The sequence below is a fragment of the Pseudomonas sp. FG-3G genome (genome assembly GCF_901007645.1).
GTDB lineage: Bacteria > Pseudomonadota > Gammaproteobacteria > Pseudomonadales > Pseudomonadaceae > Aquipseudomonas > Aquipseudomonas rhizophila.
Window position 1 is genome coordinate 144,029 of sequence record NZ_CAAKGZ010000001.1, and the last position, 14,438, is coordinate 158,466.

At 55.4% G+C, this 14,438-nt stretch carries 18 protein-coding genes; 6 read left to right on the plus strand and 12 right to left on the minus strand.

What is annotated here, in order from left to right; translation table 11 throughout:
• Positions 1–133: 133 nt before the first annotated feature.
• The gene (locus PSEUDOMOFG3G_RS00645; protein ID WP_139048543.1) at positions 134–691 is read left to right on the plus strand and encodes an arsinothricin resistance N-acetyltransferase ArsN1 family B; all 558 of its coding nucleotides are present in this window, start codon (positions 134–136) and stop codon (positions 689–691) included.
• Here the strand turns inward: PSEUDOMOFG3G_RS00645 and PSEUDOMOFG3G_RS00650 are convergent.
• Entirely contained in the window at positions 648–1,214 is a 567-nt protein-coding gene (locus PSEUDOMOFG3G_RS00650; RefSeq protein WP_257220607.1) for a hypothetical protein, read from the minus strand. The two genes, PSEUDOMOFG3G_RS00645 and PSEUDOMOFG3G_RS00650, sit on opposite strands and share 44 nt — an antisense overlap.
• 46 nt (positions 1,215–1,260) lie before the next feature.
• On the opposite strand from PSEUDOMOFG3G_RS00650, the gene PSEUDOMOFG3G_RS00655 reads away from it, so the two are divergent.
• The 3 genes from PSEUDOMOFG3G_RS00655 to PSEUDOMOFG3G_RS00665 all read left to right on the plus strand — a co-directional run bounded on the left by PSEUDOMOFG3G_RS00655 (position 1,261) and on the right by PSEUDOMOFG3G_RS00665 (position 3,522).
• Entirely contained in the window at positions 1,261–1,593 is a 333-nt protein-coding gene (locus tag PSEUDOMOFG3G_RS00655) for a transposase (RefSeq protein WP_139048544.1), read from the plus strand.
• Positions 1,590–1,925, plus strand: coding sequence for an IS66 family insertion sequence element accessory protein TnpB (gene tnpB, locus PSEUDOMOFG3G_RS27955; protein WP_139048545.1), 336 nt, complete (start codon positions 1,590–1,592; stop codon positions 1,923–1,925). The genes PSEUDOMOFG3G_RS00655 and tnpB overlap by 4 nt, the downstream gene beginning before the upstream one ends.
• 61 nt (positions 1,926–1,986) lie before the next feature.
• Positions 1,987–3,522, plus strand: coding sequence for an IS66 family transposase (locus PSEUDOMOFG3G_RS00665; protein WP_139048546.1), 1,536 nt, complete (start codon positions 1,987–1,989; stop codon positions 3,520–3,522).
• 33 nt (positions 3,523–3,555) lie between these two features.
• Here the strand turns inward: PSEUDOMOFG3G_RS00665 and PSEUDOMOFG3G_RS00670 are convergent, their stop codons facing one another.
• From PSEUDOMOFG3G_RS00670 to PSEUDOMOFG3G_RS00720, 11 genes are all read right to left on the minus strand, one after another.
• A complete protein-coding gene (locus PSEUDOMOFG3G_RS00670) occupies positions 3,556–4,089 on the minus strand; it encodes an NUDIX hydrolase (RefSeq protein WP_139048547.1) in 534 nt (177 codons plus the stop codon).
• Between the two features lie 92 nt (positions 4,090–4,181).
• Positions 4,182–5,033, minus strand: a complete 852-nt coding sequence (locus tag PSEUDOMOFG3G_RS00675; RefSeq protein ID WP_139048548.1) for a universal stress protein — start codon at positions 5,031–5,033, stop codon at positions 4,182–4,184.
• An 11-nt stretch (positions 5,034–5,044) separates the two neighbouring features.
• Positions 5,045–6,532 (minus strand): SulP family inorganic anion transporter, encoded by a 1,488-nt coding sequence (locus tag PSEUDOMOFG3G_RS00680; RefSeq protein WP_139048549.1) that lies wholly within the window; start codon positions 6,530–6,532, stop codon positions 5,045–5,047.
• A gap of 419 nt (positions 6,533–6,951) precedes the next feature.
• Positions 6,952–7,665, minus strand: coding sequence for an MFS transporter (locus PSEUDOMOFG3G_RS00685; protein ID WP_306670301.1), 714 nt, complete (start codon positions 7,663–7,665; stop codon positions 6,952–6,954).
• Positions 7,665–8,738 (minus strand): ArsO family NAD(P)H-dependent flavin-containing monooxygenase, encoded by a 1,074-nt coding sequence (locus tag PSEUDOMOFG3G_RS00690; protein ID WP_139048550.1) that lies wholly within the window; start codon positions 8,736–8,738, stop codon positions 7,665–7,667. Before PSEUDOMOFG3G_RS00690 ends, PSEUDOMOFG3G_RS00685 begins: the two co-directional genes overlap by 1 nt.
• Before the next feature lie 37 nt (positions 8,739–8,775).
• The gene (arsC, locus tag PSEUDOMOFG3G_RS00695) at positions 8,776–9,198 is read right to left on the minus strand and encodes an arsenate reductase (glutaredoxin) (RefSeq protein WP_007247287.1); all 423 of its coding nucleotides are present in this window, start codon (positions 9,196–9,198) and stop codon (positions 8,776–8,778) included.
• Positions 9,199–9,218: 20 nt separating this feature from the next.
• On the minus strand, positions 9,219–9,932 hold the full coding sequence (gene arsH / locus PSEUDOMOFG3G_RS00700) for an arsenical resistance protein ArsH (RefSeq protein ID WP_139048551.1): 714 nt from the start codon (positions 9,930–9,932) through the stop codon (positions 9,219–9,221).
• A 47-nt stretch (positions 9,933–9,979) separates the two neighbouring features.
• A complete protein-coding gene (locus tag PSEUDOMOFG3G_RS00705; protein ID WP_139048552.1) occupies positions 9,980–10,450 on the minus strand; it encodes an arsenate reductase ArsC in 471 nt (156 codons plus the stop codon).
• A 16-nt stretch (positions 10,451–10,466) separates the two neighbouring features.
• Positions 10,467–11,750 (minus strand): arsenic transporter, encoded by a 1,284-nt coding sequence (locus PSEUDOMOFG3G_RS00710; protein WP_131672255.1) that lies wholly within the window; start codon positions 11,748–11,750, stop codon positions 10,467–10,469.
• Positions 11,751–11,774: 24 nt separating this feature from the next.
• A complete protein-coding gene (locus PSEUDOMOFG3G_RS00715) occupies positions 11,775–12,119 on the minus strand; it encodes a metalloregulator ArsR/SmtB family transcription factor (protein ID WP_007247283.1) in 345 nt (114 codons plus the stop codon).
• 8 nt (positions 12,120–12,127) lie between these two features.
• Positions 12,128–12,550: an arsenate reductase ArsC gene (locus PSEUDOMOFG3G_RS00720; RefSeq protein WP_131672256.1), complete on the minus strand. Its 423-nt coding sequence runs from the start codon at positions 12,548–12,550 to the stop codon at positions 12,128–12,130.
• A gap of 141 nt (positions 12,551–12,691) precedes the next feature.
• Between PSEUDOMOFG3G_RS00720 and arsN2 the strand changes: the two genes are divergently transcribed.
• Together arsN2 and PSEUDOMOFG3G_RS00730 are read left to right on the plus strand one after the other, a co-directional pair.
• Positions 12,692–13,144: an arsenic resistance N-acetyltransferase ArsN2 gene (gene arsN2, locus PSEUDOMOFG3G_RS00725; protein ID WP_233096766.1), complete on the plus strand. Its 453-nt coding sequence runs from the start codon at positions 12,692–12,694 to the stop codon at positions 13,142–13,144.
• A gap of 902 nt (positions 13,145–14,046) precedes the next feature.
• The gene (locus tag PSEUDOMOFG3G_RS00730) at positions 14,047–14,415 is read left to right on the plus strand and encodes a hypothetical protein (protein WP_131672258.1); all 369 of its coding nucleotides are present in this window, start codon (positions 14,047–14,049) and stop codon (positions 14,413–14,415) included.
• Positions 14,416–14,438 lie beyond the last annotated feature (23 nt).

Consider the following 14,438-nt stretch of genomic DNA (forward strand, 5'->3'; position numbering starts at 1 on the left):
GAAAAACCGACACGGCGTTTTTTGGGGGCATCCAAATCATTGCATGCTCCAACCCACTACAAGGAAGCGCGGAAGAATCGAATATTTGCTCCGCAAAATGTACTGTTAACGCTTTCCATCATGGACGACCGATATGGCTTTAAAGATCCGCACGGCGGTGACAGCAGATGCAGAAGCCATTCAGCGCATTTATGCGCCAATAGTTTCGAACACGGCGATTTCATTCGAAGAGACGCCGCCAAGCGTTGAGGAGATTTCTCAGCGGATTGCGACGACACTTCAGACATATCCCTACCTTGTGGCTGAAGAAGGTGGTGAGATCAAGGGCTATGCATACGCAAGTCAGCATCGTGCACGTGCAGCTTACCGATGGGCCGTAGACGTGACGGTGTATATAGCTGAATCAGCTCGCCGCCAGGGTATTGGCCGCAAACTCTACGAGACTCTACTTCCAATACTTGAGAAACAGCGGTTTCGCGCCGCTTACGCTGGAATTGCGCAGCCCAATGAAGGCAGCGTGGGCCTGCACGAGTCGCTAGGATTCACCCATATAGGGATGTATCCAGAGGTAGGCTTCAAGCTTGGGAAATGGCACGACGTCGGCTATTGGCGGCGCGGGCTGTGCCAGGCAACCCCTCCACTGGAACCTATTCTCTTCCCCCAGGTTGAAATAAAGCCAGTGATGGGGTGAAGGCTCGTAGTTTGGTGAATGCGACCAAAGCGCCGATGCCCAATATCCCGGCCATGATCCAAATTAGCCAGTTTGGGCCAAGCTGCACTAGGATGTATGCGCATGCCATGGGCGCTACCGCTTGTGCAACCAACACTGGGCGAGCGATCAGGCCAAGGTGGATGCCCAGGTTGGTGCTGCCCAACAGTGTAAGTGGGACTGTTCCTCTGGCGATGGTCATGATCCCATTTCCACCGCCGAAGGTAATCACTGCGATAAGGGACAGCATCACCATCCCCGGCACCAAGGCCAACAGTCCGACGATGCAAGCCAGAATTCCTAGCCTTGCTATCCATACCGGATGAGCGTTGCGGCCAAACGCATATTCCAAAAGCCGAGCGACAACTTGAGACGGCCCCATCAGCGCTCCGAGCGTTACTGCCATGGCGGCGGAAATTTCATGGCTACGCAGGAGTGCTATTAGATTGTAACCGTCCGGCCAACTCACCTTCCTGACCCCGACGCCAAAGGCGATGGTGTCCACCTAATTTAAGTGGACACCATTTCTAGCCTTTTAAGCGGGTCTTTCCATGCAGTCACAACGCCGTTCCTATTCAAAATCCTTCAAGGCCCAAGTTGTCAAAGAGTGCGATCAGCCCGGCGCATCGATTGCCAGCGTCGCGCAGAAGCACAGCCTTAACGCGAACCTCGTCCATAAATGGATTAGGGTACTCACGAACAAAACCATGGCGCTGCAACCTGCTTTCATTCCAGTGCCCTTGCCGCTAGCCGGAGGACATTCGCAGGCAGCTTCATCGAGTATCAGCATTGAAATCCAGCACCCGCGTGGCACCGTCAAAGTGAACTGGCCGACCGAAAGCGCTGCCGCCTGTGCCACCTTTCTGCGAGACCTGTTGGTATGATTCGGATCGATGCTATCTGGCTTGCCACCGAGCCTATGGACATGCGCGCCGGTACCGAGACCGCCCTGGCCAGGGTGATCAAGGTGTTCGGTGTGGCGAAGCCGCACTGCGCTTACCTCTTCGCTAATCGCCGTGCCAACCGAATGAAAGTCTTGGTGCATGACGGTGTGGGCATTTGGCTGGCAGCGCGACGCTTGAACCAAGGCAAGTTTCGTTGGCCTGGCATCCGTCACGGATCGGAAGTCGAACTCGATAACGAGCAACTTCAAGCCTTGGTACTGGGTTTGCCGTGGCAGCGGGTCGGCGCAGGCAGCGAGATCACAGTGCTTTAGTCCCTGCCATTAGCCCATCGGTTTATCGCTGTTGACGACCTGCTCTGACACAATCAGCGGCATGACTTCCTCGCCCAACCTCGACCAGATGACACCGGAACAACTGCGCGGCTTGGCCGAACAGGCTATGCAGTTGCTGTCCCAGGTCGACTCCATGAGCCAGAAAATCCAACGCCTCGTAACGGTCAACGAGCAACTGGCTCATGAAATCGCCATGCTCAAGCGACACAAGTTCGCCAAGCGCAGCGAGCAACTGAGCCCCGACCAGGGCTGTCTGCTCGATGATCTGCTCGATACAGATATCGCAGCTATCGAAGCCGAGTTGAAAGCAGCCAATCCGCCGGCCGCACCGGCCGAGCCACGTAATAAGCCCAAGCGTGCACAACTGCCGCCGCAGTTTCCGCGAACCGTGATCCGTCACGAACCAGAGAATACTCAATGCGTGTGCGGCTGCCAGCTTCAGCGAATCGGCGAAGACGTCAGCGAGAAGCTCGATTACACTCCGGGTGTGTTCACCGTTGAGCGGCATGTGCGTGGAAAATGGACGTGCCGTCAGTGTGAAACCCTGATCCAGGCGCCTGTACCGGCCCAAGTGATCGACAAGGGCATCCCGACCGCAGGCCTGTTGGCCCACGTGATGGTGGCGAAGTTTGCCGACCATTTGCCGCTGTACCGGCAGGAGAAGATTTTTGGCCGGGCCGGACTGGCAATTGCTCGCTCGACACTAGCGCAATGGGTCGGACAGACCGGCGTGCAACTCCAGCCTCTGGTCGATGCGCTGCGTGAGCATGTGTTGGCCCAGGGCGTGATCCACGCCGATGAGACCCCGGTTCAGATGCTCGCACCAGGCGAAAAGAAAACCCACCGCGCTTACGTCTGGGCCTATAGCACCACGCCTTTCTCGGCCCTAAAGGCCGTAGTCTACGACTTCAGCCCCAGCCGTGCCGGCGAACATGCGCGTAACTTCTTGGGCACGTGGAACGGTAAGCTGGTCTGCGATGACTTCGCCGGCTACAAGGCCAGCTTCGAGCTGGGCATCACCGAAATCGGCTGCATGGCCCACGCACGCCGCAAATTCTTCGACCTGCATGCAGCAAATAAAAGCCAGTTGGCGGAGCAGGCGCTTCACTCGATTGGCGGGTTGTATGAAGTCGAGCGACACGCCAAGGAAATGAGCGTCGAAGACCGCTGGCGATTACGTCAGGAAACAGCGGTGCCCATCGCTGAAAAACTGCATGAGTGGATGTTGGCCCAACGCGAACGTGTGCCCGAGGGGTCGGCCACGGTCAAGGCCCTGGATTACAGCCTTAAACGCTGGGTAGCGCTGACGCGCTACCTGGAAGATGGTGCTGTGCCCATCGACAATAACCAGGTCGAGAATTTGATTCGGCCGTGGGCGCTTGGGCGCTCGAACTGGTTATTTGCCGGGTCGCTGCGCAGTGGAAAAAGGGCGGCGGCAATCATGAGCCTGATCCAGTCGGCGCGTATGAATGGGCACGATCCGTATGTCTATCTCAAGGATGTACTGATGCGGCTTCCGACACAGCGGGCGAGCGAAATCACGGAATTACTCCCGCAGCATTGGATGCTTGCCTGATACAGGCTAAGTGGACTTCTCCAAATAGTCAGCTCAGAGGCTGATTGGCATCAACAACTCGGAAGCGACTTTTCTCAGCATGTAGGTTTCACGCAGAATTGATTGACCCATCGAAGGCTCGTGACGCTGCATGACGGCTTCATTGTGCGTGATGGCTTCATGCAGGTTGATCCAGACAGGCCGCATACCATTAGCGATTTCGTGGCTTTCCATTCTCACGGGCTCTAGCTGGGGCGCTACTTCGCATTGATAAAAATGCGAGGTCATGTGCATCAGATCGTACTGTGGCTTCCAGTAGGGCCGGTACTCCTCGATGTAGCCGTAGTGCTGGAGCACCTGTATTTCACGAGCACCAGTCTCTTCTTCTAGCTCACGCTTCAGGCCTGTGACAATGTCCTCGTCACCATCAAGGCCACCCCCAGGAAAGCTGAAGTCGTTATAGCGCTCGGTGAACAGCAATAGGATCTGTTCACCCCGCATCACGATGCCTCGTGCTGCATGTCGACGGAATACTCTGCCCTGTCTGGATTTCAGCTCGGGGTGAACAATTTCAGTTATGAGTTGCATGTGGTCTCGTTACGGCAAGATCAGTTAGTCATCGTCCAGGTTGGCCACGGCATTTCCGCAGTTCTGGAAATACTGTGGCCAGTGGAACTGGCTCAGCGAAGCAGCAATACGGGTAAAGTGGATGTTCGCAGCATCGTCGTGGTCGTGCTGCCTACCAGAAACTGCCTGATGCGTGAGTGCCCGTACGCCCCCATGACCAAGAGGTCAATGCCGTGCTCTGCCTGATACGCATGCAGTACCGACTCTACTTCGCCTGAGCGGATCTCGGCATGCACCAGCGAGCCAAAAGAGGCAAGTGTGGCTCGTGCTTTCTCCAGCTCGTTCTGATTTTCTTCAGAGTCCGTACCAACCATGACGATATGAATTGGCAGGCCTTCGCACAGCGGGCTTGAAGCAAGCATCTGTAAGGTCTTGTGGCCTGTAGCGCTGCCGTCAAATGCCACCATGACCGTTTCAGGTTTCCTGAAATGGCTAGTTGTAATCAGGATGGGGCGGTGGATAGTTCGGACTACCGCTTCAATCTGGCTGCCAAGACTTTGGGCACTGCGCGTGCTGTCCTCACCGACTCTTCCAATCACCAGTAATCGAATATCGTCTTGGAGATCGCTCAGGCTCTCGACGAGATGGCCATGGCGCTGCTTCAAATCAGGTGACATGGCGCCAGAGATGACTGTTCGCTCGCGAGCTTTTTCAAGCATATGCTGCCCATGCTCCAAGGCCAGTTTTGCACGCTGCGCATCCAGCGTGGCCAACTCTTCCAGTAGATGTTCTCTGCTACCGAGACCGATATTGCCGCTGAGGTCAGCGGATGCAGGATATTTTTCCTTATCCAGCACATGAAGCAAGGTCAGGGGAGCGCTGAGTCGCTGCGAGGCCCATGCTGCGTAATCGCAGACCGCCAATGAGGATTGTGAGTTATCAATGCATGCCATTACGTGGGTCATTGTCGTTCTCCTTAGTGGCTCATGAGCTTGTCGATGGCACCGGGTTTGTCATGCACGCCGAAGCGGTCAACGATTGTCGCGCTGGCTTCATCGAGACCGAGCACTTGAACCTCAGCGCCTTCACGGCGGAACTTGATCACGACCTTATCCAGCGCTGCGACGGCGGTGATATCCCAGAAATGCGCCTGTGTGAGATCGATGGTGACCTTGTTGAGCGCTTCCTTGAAGTCAAAAACCTCAGTGAACTTGTCCGCAGAGCTAAAGAACACCTGGCCCACGACGTGGTAAGTCCGATGCGATTCCGTCTCTTCCAGAGTGCTCTTGATATCCAGGTAGTGCCCAACCTTATTGGCAAAGAACAGCGAAGCCAGCAACACACCTACCAGTACGCCATAGGCTAGGTTGTGAGTGGCCACGACGACCACGACGGTCGCCACCATCACGAGGTTGGTCGACAGCGGATGCTCTTTCAGATTACGCAAAGAATCCCAGCTAAAGGTGCCGATGGACACCATGATCATCACAGCCACGAGTGCCGCCATAGGGATTTTGGAGAGCCATTCGCCAAGAAATACCACCATCAGCAGCAGGAAAACGCCGGCACACAACGTCGAGAGACGGGTGCGGCCACCAGACTTCACGTTGATGATCGACTGGCCAATCATGGCGCAGCCGGCCATACCACCGAGCATCCCTGCTGCGATATTGGCAACGCCCTGGCCTTTGCACTCCCGGTTTTTGTTACTGGTGGTATCGGTCAGGTCATCGACGATGGTAGCGGTCATCATGGACTCAAGCAGGCCGACAACTGCCAGCGCTGCCGAGTAAGGAAAGATGATGCGCAGGGTTTCAAAGTTCAGAGGGACTTCAGGCCACAAGAAAATCGGCAGTGTGTCCGGTAGCTGACCCATGTCCCCAACGGTGCGGATATCCAGTCCCAGGTAAATCGCGATAGCAGTCAGGGTCAGAATGCACACCAACGGCGAGGGAATCAGCTTGCCGATTTTCGGTACATACGGGAACAGGTAGATGATTCCCAGGCCCGCAGCGGTCATGGCATAGACATGCCAGGTGACATTGGTCAGCTCAGGCAATTGCGCCATAAAAATCAGAATCGCCAATGCGTTTACGAACCCGGTGACTACCGAGCGTGAAACAAAGCGCATCAACGAGCCAAGCTTCAGGTAGCCGGCAAGGATTTGAAGTACGCCACATAGTAGAGTCGCGGCCAGCAGGTACTGGAGTCCATGCTCTTTTACCAGCGTAACCATCAGCAGTGCCATGGCGCCTGTCGCCGCCGAGATCATTCCGGGGCGCCCGCCGACAAAGGCGATGACAGCACAGATACAGAAGGAGGCGTAGAGACCGACTTTGGGATCTACCCCGGCGATGATGGAAAAGGCGATGGCTTCCGGGATCAACGCGAGTGCGACCACCAGCCCCGCGAGCACGTCGGCACGGACGTTGGAAAACCACGTTTGTCTAAGTTTTTGCAGCATAGAAATATCCAAGGCAAAGCATCGCGCACGCCAAGGGAATGGCGAGCGAATCGATACAAATTCAAATTTTGAGGATTTTTTTGCTGTGCGCTTAAGGTATAAAACCACGCGTACAGCAGTGCGCACCCGCGAGCGAGGCTAGCGGAAGCAGGTTGTTGCGAGGGGGCGTAGCGCTAAGGCGGCGTAGGCTGCCAGTAGATCGTTTGGAGTACAGTCATGCTGATGTTCCTGTAGCTCAAGGGGTATGCGGAGCAGAAGTATACAATGAAGCCATCGTCGATTGCGACCCGCTGGCAGGCTCTGCATGAGCTACGTCAGATACAGGCTTATTTCAATGGGATACCTGCGGGCAAGGCTTTGCTTTCCACTGGTTCTTGTCTGAGCTGGTCTGTGTGCTGAGAGGTGAGTTGGCCAGACGGTTACATTAGATTGACCGCCAACGCTGACATCACGAACGCATGTAATGTGAACAGCAAGGAGATCCACGCTAAGCATGGATCAGCAGGCGCGTACGATGTTTTGGCGATCTTGGCGGACTCACTTGCTCGCGGCGTAGGGACTGGAACCGTTAGCAGGTGAAGGGGCAAACCTACAGCAAGATGGATTAAGGCGAGCACCCTGCAGGTGGTTTGCCATCCATGGCTCGCATCCATCGACGCCAGGAAAGGCCAAGCGACCGTGCTTGCGAAGCCCGCTATGAGTGTCAGTCCGGTCATCGAGCCTCTCGCCCTTGCCCCCATCAGTCGGCCCAGTGTCGCGAATCCAGCGTCATACAGGCCTGCGGCCATGCCCAAACCCAAAACTGTCCATGCGATGTAGTAGACGAACAGCCCTGATGCGAAAGACATGGTGATTAAACCAAGGGCCAGCAAAAGCGAACTGCTGGCGAGCACCCATTTTCCGCCATGCTTATCAATAGTCCTGCCGACTACAGGCGCGCATATTCCAGCGACAAGCAGAGACCACGATAAGGCGCCCACTACAGCGGGAACGGATATATTTAGTGAGTGCGAAACGGGTTCAGCTAGAACTGCCGGCAGATAAAACGTGGAGCCCCACGCAAGAATTTGGTTACAACCCATTGAGCCAATCAGGGTCGCATGCTGCCTTGTCGTCGGGGCTGCGGTAGACATCAGTCCAACTCAGCAAGATATCTTTGCACTTGCTTGACTACATCTCGAGCGGTGCGGGTTACTCCGATCAATGTCGCGGAGGCGAGCCCCGTCCAATCGCCGTAACCCACCAGCCACAGATTGGATGAAGCAACACTCCGGTTTTCGTCCACAGTCACTTTGCCATCCTGGCCTACAATGCCCAGGCTGTTTAGGTGGTCGAGCGCAGGAGAAAACCCAGTGCACCAGATGACGACATCCACCGCTGTTTCGTCTCCTGATGACCAGACAATGCCTGTTGAAGTGAAGTGCGTGAATGGCCGTACAGCGCTCAACACACCGCGTTCACGAGCGTCCTTCACCGATGGCACCATTACGATGTCGCCCAGCCCTCCAACGGGTTTTTCAGGCTCCACGCCATCCTGTTGCGCCTTCAATCGAGCAGTAGCTCGTGCGAACAGGACACGCCCATCAACCTCATCAGGTAGAAACTTTGGGGCCTCTTGAGTCACCCAGGTTGCCTGAGCCACTTTAGAAACCTCGGCGTAAATCTGTGCTCCCGAGTTGCCACCACCCACGACAAGGACGGTTTTACCCTCAAACTCATTCGGCCCAACGTAATGAGCGGAATGAAGCTGCTCCCCTACGAACAACTCCTGTCCGGCATAGCTCGGGGTAAATGGGCGGCTCCAGGTGCCTGTTGCACTGATAACCGCCTTGGCATCCCAGTATCTATCCCCGGAGACAACCCGTAACCCTTCTTCGACTTTTTCGACACGGGTCACCCTGGTGGATCGGATGATGGGGAAGTCATATCGACGCTCGTACAGAGTCAGATAGTCGATAACATCATCACGGTGAGGCGTTTCTTCTGATACGGCAGGCATCGGCCAGCCCGCAATCGAGCTCCATGCCGATGGAGAGAAGAGTCGCAGCGAGTCCCAGCCATGCCGCCAGGCTCCTCCTGGTGCCGACTCCGCATCGAGCAGCACGTAAGACAAGCCTGACCGCTTCAAAAAATAGGCGACTGTCAGCGCTGATTGACCACCGCCAATGACCACAACATCAAGTTTCGAATTCTGACTCACCAGCATCCTCCAGGCTCAATCGCGGCACCTCACCGTTGTCGTATCAGACTCTGCGACCGTGCTCATCAATGACGACTTGTCCGTCTTCTTTGACGAAGCTGCCGCGCTGCTCCTGCGGTAGAAGGTCGAGGACTGCCTCTGACGGACGACACAAGCGTGTACCCAAGGGCGTCACGACGATGGGGCGATTGATGAGGATAGGGTGAGCCATCATGGCATCGATGAGCTGTTCGTTCGTCAGCGATGCATCGCCCAATCCCAGCTCTTCGTACGGAGTGCCTTTGATACGCAAAAGAGCCCGCACCCCGATACCCATATCCTCTATGAGTCTGACAAGTGTGGTGCGATCAGGCGGGTTCTTCAGGTACTCGATAACCGTCGGTTCTTCCCCGCTGTTACGGATCAACTCCAAGGTGTTGCGAGAGGTGCCGCATTCGGGGTTGTGGTAGATCGTGATCTGGCTCATATCGCTTCCTCGTACTGACGTTAGATGGAGCGCTGGTTGACGCGTTTGGAAAGCTCTTCGGCGGACTCTTTACGCTCGGAGTACCGATCAACCAAATAATCCTGGCGATCCCGCAACAGCAGGGTGAACTTCATCAGCTCTTCCATCACGTCCACGAGACGGTCGTAGTACGAGGACGGCTTCATACGACCTGCCTCGTCGAACTCGGTAAATGCCTTGGCCACCGAAGATTGGTTTGGGATGGTGAACATTCGCATCCATCGACCCAGTACGCGCAGCTGATTGACCACGTTGAAAGATTGCGAGCCGCCGCAGACCTGCATCACAGCAAGGGTTTTGCCTTGCGTAGGTCGTACAGCGCCAATCGCCAGCGGAACCCAGTCAATTTGGGCTTTGAATACTGCACTCATGGAGCCGTGACGCTCAGGGGAGCACCACACCTGTCCCTCAGACCATTGCATCAGCTCGCGCAGCTCAGCGACCTTGGGATGTGTATCGGGAGCGTCATCCGGAAGCGGCAGACCCGATGGGTCAAAGATCTTGGTTTCAGCACCAAACTCATTCAGCAGGCGTGCCGCCTCTTGCGTGACTAACCGGCTGAATGAGCGTTCTCGCGTTGATCCGTACAGCAGAAGAATACGAGGTTTATGGAGCAAAGGCGTACGAGGCGACAGTTGCTCCAGCGAAGGAATGTCGATCAGGTCGGCGTGTACGTTCGGCAATGTGTCTTGCATATAAACTCCTACGGCGGCGCCTGGTTGGGTGCCGCCTCGGTAGATCTTTAAAGCGAACCGATGCGGTTCAGTTCAGCTTTCAACTGTTCAGCGCTGATGGTCTTCAGTGGCAGCGCAAGAAATTCGCTCACGCGCTCGTGAATTTTGGCGAGTGTGGTTTCAAAAGCTGCGGTGATCTCGGCTTCCGAACCGCTAGCGTCAGACGGGTCGGCCAGACCCCAATGCGCCTTCAAAGCTGGCCCAAAGAAGATTGGGCATGCCTCACCCGCTGCCCGGTCACAGACAGTGATCACGATGTCTGGAGGTGAGCCTTCAAAAGCATCCGAAGCCTTGCTGCTCAAGCCCGCCGTGGAGATACCCGCCGCCTCCAGCGTTTGCAATGCCCGTTGATTCACCCGGCCACTGGGAAAGCTTCCTGAGCTGACGGCTTCTACACCCTCGGGCGCCAAGTGGTTGAAAAGCGCCTCGGACAGAATGCTGCGGCAGCTGTTGTGGGTGCACATGAACAAGACTTTCATCAGACGATTCCTTGATTCAAAAACTGAGGCGCAGTGCCAGGGCGGACAATGTGGCGACGAGGATGGGCACGGTCAGCACGATCCCAGTCTTGAAGTAGTAACCCCAGCTGATCGTTATATTTTTCCGGGCTAGCACGTGCAGCCACAACAGAGTTGCCAAGCTCCCAATTGGGGTGATCTTCGGGCCCAGGTCGCAGCCGATGATGTTGGCGTAAACCATCGCTTGCTGGACAACACCATCGACTTCGGCGGCATGAATGGATAAGGCGCCTACCAAAACGGTGGGCATGTTGTTCATGATCGAAGACAGCAACGCTGTTAGCAGCCCTGTACCAAGGGACGCGCCCCAGACGCCATAACCGGCGAACACGTTCAGGATCTGCGCGATGTGGTCGGTCAGGCCGGCGTTCTTTAGGCCATAAACAACCAGATACATACCCAAAGAAAAAATCACCACCTGCCATGGCGCCTCTTTGAGCACCTTGCCTGTGTTGATGGCGTGACCACGAGCCGCGATGACGTAAAGAATGAATGCACAGACCGCTGCAATGGCGCTGATTGGCACCCCCAATGGCTCAATGACAAAGAAGCCGATCAGCAGTAGTGCCAGCACCCACCAACCAGCTACAAAAGTGGCCCGGTCGTGGATCGACTCGTCCGGATTGTCCAGTTGGTTGAGGTCATAGGTCTTTGGTAGATCTTTGCGGAAAAACCACAGCAACATGGCTAATGTCGCCGCCACGCTGACGATGTTTACCGGCACCATGATCGAAGCATATTCGTTGAAGCCGATATCGAAGTAGTCGGCAGAAACGATATTTACCAGGTTGGAAACCACCAGCGGTAAGCTCGCCGTATCGGCGATAAAACCGGCTGCCATGACGAATGCCAAAGTAGCCGCAGGAGAAAAACGCAACGCCAACAACATCGCGATCACAATGGGTGTGAGGATCAATGCCGCTCCGTCATTGGCGAACAGGGCCGACACCGCTGCGCCCAGCAGGACGATAAATGCGAACAGCTTGCGGGTGCTCCCGCCTCCCCATCGGGCCACATGCAGCGCAGCCCACTTGAAAAAACCTGCCTCATCAAGCAGCAGACTAATGATGATGACCGCGATGAAAGTCCCAGTGGCATTCCAGACAATGCGCCAAACCTCTGGTATATCGGCAAGGGTAACGACACCTGCCAGCAACGCCACGATGGCACCGAACATCGCACTCCAGCCAACCCCAAGCCCCTTGGGCTGCCAGATGACAAGGACGATGGTGGCGATAAAGATCAATACGGCAATCAGCATTTCATTAATCCGGTTGGGCGTGAATCAGCTACACACGGCTTGGTTGATCGGACGGTCGTTCATGCCGCAGAGGCGCTTAGCCTCGGTTTCCAGCCATTGCTGATTGGCGTCTACCACTTCCTTCAAAACTGCAGTCACCCATGTGGGCAAATCAGGATTCAGCCGGTAGTACACCCATTGGCCTTGGCGACGATCCAACAACAAACCGGCAGAGCGCAGCAGCGCCAAATGACGAGAAATCTTCGGCTGACTCAGGTCGAGTGCTGCCGTTAGCTCGCATACACACAGCTCACCTTCACTCACGACAAGCAGCGAAATTTTTGCTCGGGTGTCATCCGCCAGGCACTTGAATAAGGTGGTGGGGTTCATGGGTTCTGTCACAGATCCTCCAGGTGCTTGGTCTTGACCAAAACGAAAAGCTTGATGCGCTCATGGATGTCGTGGAGCGTGTGGCGAAATGCGCCGGGATCATCGCTCGTTACTGGGTCAGGAAAGTCCCAGGCAATGACTTCACCTGCACTGGGCATTGGTAGGCATTCGCTTGCGGATTTATCGCAAAGAGTGATTACGTAATCGAATCGATCAGCTTGAAACTCGCTGATGGATTTGCTTCGTAGGCCCGTTGCATCGACTCCAACTGCTTCCAACGCCTGAATCGTGCGCGGATCAACCTCAGACGGTTGGGATCCTCCGCTGAAGGCCTCGAAACGCAGGTCGGTGTGCCGCAGCAAAGCCTCTGCAAGCTGGGAGCGGGCTGAGTTGGCAACGCACACGAAAAGCACTTTGATACCAGGGCTCATGGTGGAGCTCGATGCATATGGAAAATCGAATATACGCTTTGGCGAATATTCGGTAAAGCGAATATGATGTCTGTTGTTTCGGCATGTGCCCTAACGTTCCATGCGTGTCGGCATAACGGAGATGAGAGGATGGAGGGGGATATGATGATCCAGACAACGGAAATAGCCGGAGGGCAGTCGCAGCGCTTTCGCGATGCACTGAAATCTGCTGACCTTCCAGCAGACGATATAGATCTTCCAGGCCGAACCTTTTTTGAGTTCACACTGGATAGCGAGACGGTCGCATGGGGAGGATTCGAAACGCATGGTACGGACGGGTTGTTGCGTTCTCTGGTCGTGGTGTCGACATACAGATCGAAGGGGGTCGGTGTCGCGGCTCTTCGGGTCATTGAAGCGAAAGCCGCCGAGAAGGGAATCGCTCGATTTCATTTGCTGACAACAACTGCGTCAGGCTTTTTTAAGCAGCAGGGCTATGCAGTAAATCAACGAGGCTCAGCGCCACCTCTGATTTCTCAAACGGAGCAGTTCAGGGGGCTTTGCCCTGGCTCGGCTTGCTACATGTGCAAGGCGTTATCTGGGGCGGCGAGAAGATAATCGGTGAGATAAAGATGTACGTTGTGGTCAAACGTGCAAGCGGAGCGCGCCGGCCCACGATGGGCCAGAGGCTTGAGGATGAAAGCCCGCAGGGCCAAAACCTGGTGCAACCAGGGTTCGGTTCACGCCAGCCGTACCCCGAAGGGGGCAAGCCCAAAGGTAGCTACCGCACTCAACGCAAACAACAATCGCACCATGAAAGCTGGTTTCAATCACTCGAGCAGATGCCCCACAAATTGAGTAGTTCATCCTTACTCCCTGCCAGTCGTTGAACTGTAGCCGAACGCTAGTCCCCTCCACCTGCCACGGAGGACTCATGACAATTCTTGGCAACAAAAGCTGTTTCGACTCGGCATGGTGGCACGGATAGAAGCTTCTGAAGATCTTCGAGCCTTGCTACTCAGCTGCAGAGCTGCTCCCTTCCACCGGTCGACCATCAAGGGCGGGCATTGGATCGATTTGAATTCCCGTGAGGATGGAGGCCCACGCTGCATACGCTTGCTTATGACGAGACACAGCGTCATCCCAACGGCTGCCTGTCATCTCGCGTGACACTACAAGCATCATTAGGTGGTTTGTAGCCGCATCCAGATCTAGCAGGAGGTGATGGGCGTTGAATCGGAAATCGTCGGTCGCAGGCATGGTGTCACGCATATTATGGGAGGGGTGGGGAGGCTTCGCCGCCTCCCACATGACATCATTGTGACATTGCGCTGCATCATTAGTGCGAGCGTCCAGACAACCGGCGGCTAGAGTGGCCGGTTTCTGAACGATGCTGTTGAAAGTCGATCCGCAGAGATGGCTCCTCGAACTGCGAGGACATCCAAACCCAAACCACGTGAATAATGGCTTTTGGCCCCAATGCCAGCTAGATTTGGAGCTTTCTTAGATCAAGGAAAGATATGAAAAAGCTCATCGCAGTAATGGGGATCTGTGTCGCACTAGGCGGTTGCGCTACGTCCCACTACACGGCAGGCCGAGACTTTCCTTCGGCCAGTGTAGCGAGCATCACTAAGGGTAAAACCACCACTGCAGAACTAAAGTCGCTATTCGGCGAGCCCTACGCCAAGAGTGCAGTCAGCGAGACTGACGAGAAGTGGATCTACACCTACACCAATGGCTCAGCCCATGCTCAAAGCTACGTGGTCACCATGAAGGTGACGACTACAGGCACTCAGAAAACGCTCGACGTTTTGATCCGTAATGACGTGGTCATCAACTACACGTTCAGCGAAGGCCCTGCGCCTGGTACGACTATCGCCACAAACTGAGACTTGCACCTTGTGTAGCGATC

Bases quoted from the DNA above. Each gene is read 5' to 3' on its own strand.
- PSEUDOMOFG3G_RS00645 (WP_139048543.1), top strand. From the start codon at position 134: ATGGCTTTAAAGATCCGCACGGCGGTGACAGCAGATGCAGAAGCCATT.
- PSEUDOMOFG3G_RS00655 (WP_139048544.1), top strand. From the start codon at position 1,261: ATGCAGTCACAACGCCGTTCCTATTCAAAATCCTTCAAGGCCCAAGTT.
- tnpB (WP_139048545.1), top strand. From the start codon at position 1,590: ATGATTCGGATCGATGCTATCTGGCTTGCCACCGAGCCTATGGACATG.
- PSEUDOMOFG3G_RS00665 (WP_139048546.1), top strand. From the start codon at position 1,987: ATGACTTCCTCGCCCAACCTCGACCAGATGACACCGGAACAACTGCGC.
- PSEUDOMOFG3G_RS00670 (WP_139048547.1), bottom strand. From the start codon at position 4,089: ATGCAACTCATAACTGAAATTGTTCACCCCGAGCTGAAATCCAGACAG.
- PSEUDOMOFG3G_RS00675 (WP_139048548.1), bottom strand. From the start codon at position 5,033: ATGACCCACGTAATGGCATGCATTGATAACTCACAATCCTCATTGGCG.
- PSEUDOMOFG3G_RS00680 (WP_139048549.1), bottom strand. From the start codon at position 6,532: ATGCTGCAAAAACTTAGACAAACGTGGTTTTCCAACGTCCGTGCCGAC.
- PSEUDOMOFG3G_RS00685 (WP_306670301.1), bottom strand. From the start codon at position 7,665: ATGTCTACCGCAGCCCCGACGACAAGGCAGCATGCGACCCTGATTGGC.
- PSEUDOMOFG3G_RS00690 (WP_139048550.1), bottom strand. From the start codon at position 8,738: ATGCTGGTGAGTCAGAATTCGAAACTTGATGTTGTGGTCATTGGCGGT.
- arsC (WP_007247287.1), bottom strand. From the start codon at position 9,198: ATGAGCCAGATCACGATCTACCACAACCCCGAATGCGGCACCTCTCGC.
- arsH (WP_139048551.1), bottom strand. From the start codon at position 9,932: ATGCAAGACACATTGCCGAACGTACACGCCGACCTGATCGACATTCCT.
- PSEUDOMOFG3G_RS00705 (WP_139048552.1), bottom strand. From the start codon at position 10,450: ATGAAAGTCTTGTTCATGTGCACCCACAACAGCTGCCGCAGCATTCTG.
- PSEUDOMOFG3G_RS00710 (WP_131672255.1), bottom strand. From the start codon at position 11,750: ATGCTGATTGCCGTATTGATCTTTATCGCCACCATCGTCCTTGTCATC.
- PSEUDOMOFG3G_RS00715 (WP_007247283.1), bottom strand. From the start codon at position 12,119: ATGAACCCCACCACCTTATTCAAGTGCCTGGCGGATGACACCCGAGCA.
- PSEUDOMOFG3G_RS00720 (WP_131672256.1), bottom strand. From the start codon at position 12,550: ATGAGCCCTGGTATCAAAGTGCTTTTCGTGTGCGTTGCCAACTCAGCC.
- arsN2 (WP_233096766.1), top strand. From the start codon at position 12,692: ATGATGATCCAGACAACGGAAATAGCCGGAGGGCAGTCGCAGCGCTTT.
- PSEUDOMOFG3G_RS00730 (WP_131672258.1), top strand. From the start codon at position 14,047: ATGAAAAAGCTCATCGCAGTAATGGGGATCTGTGTCGCACTAGGCGGT.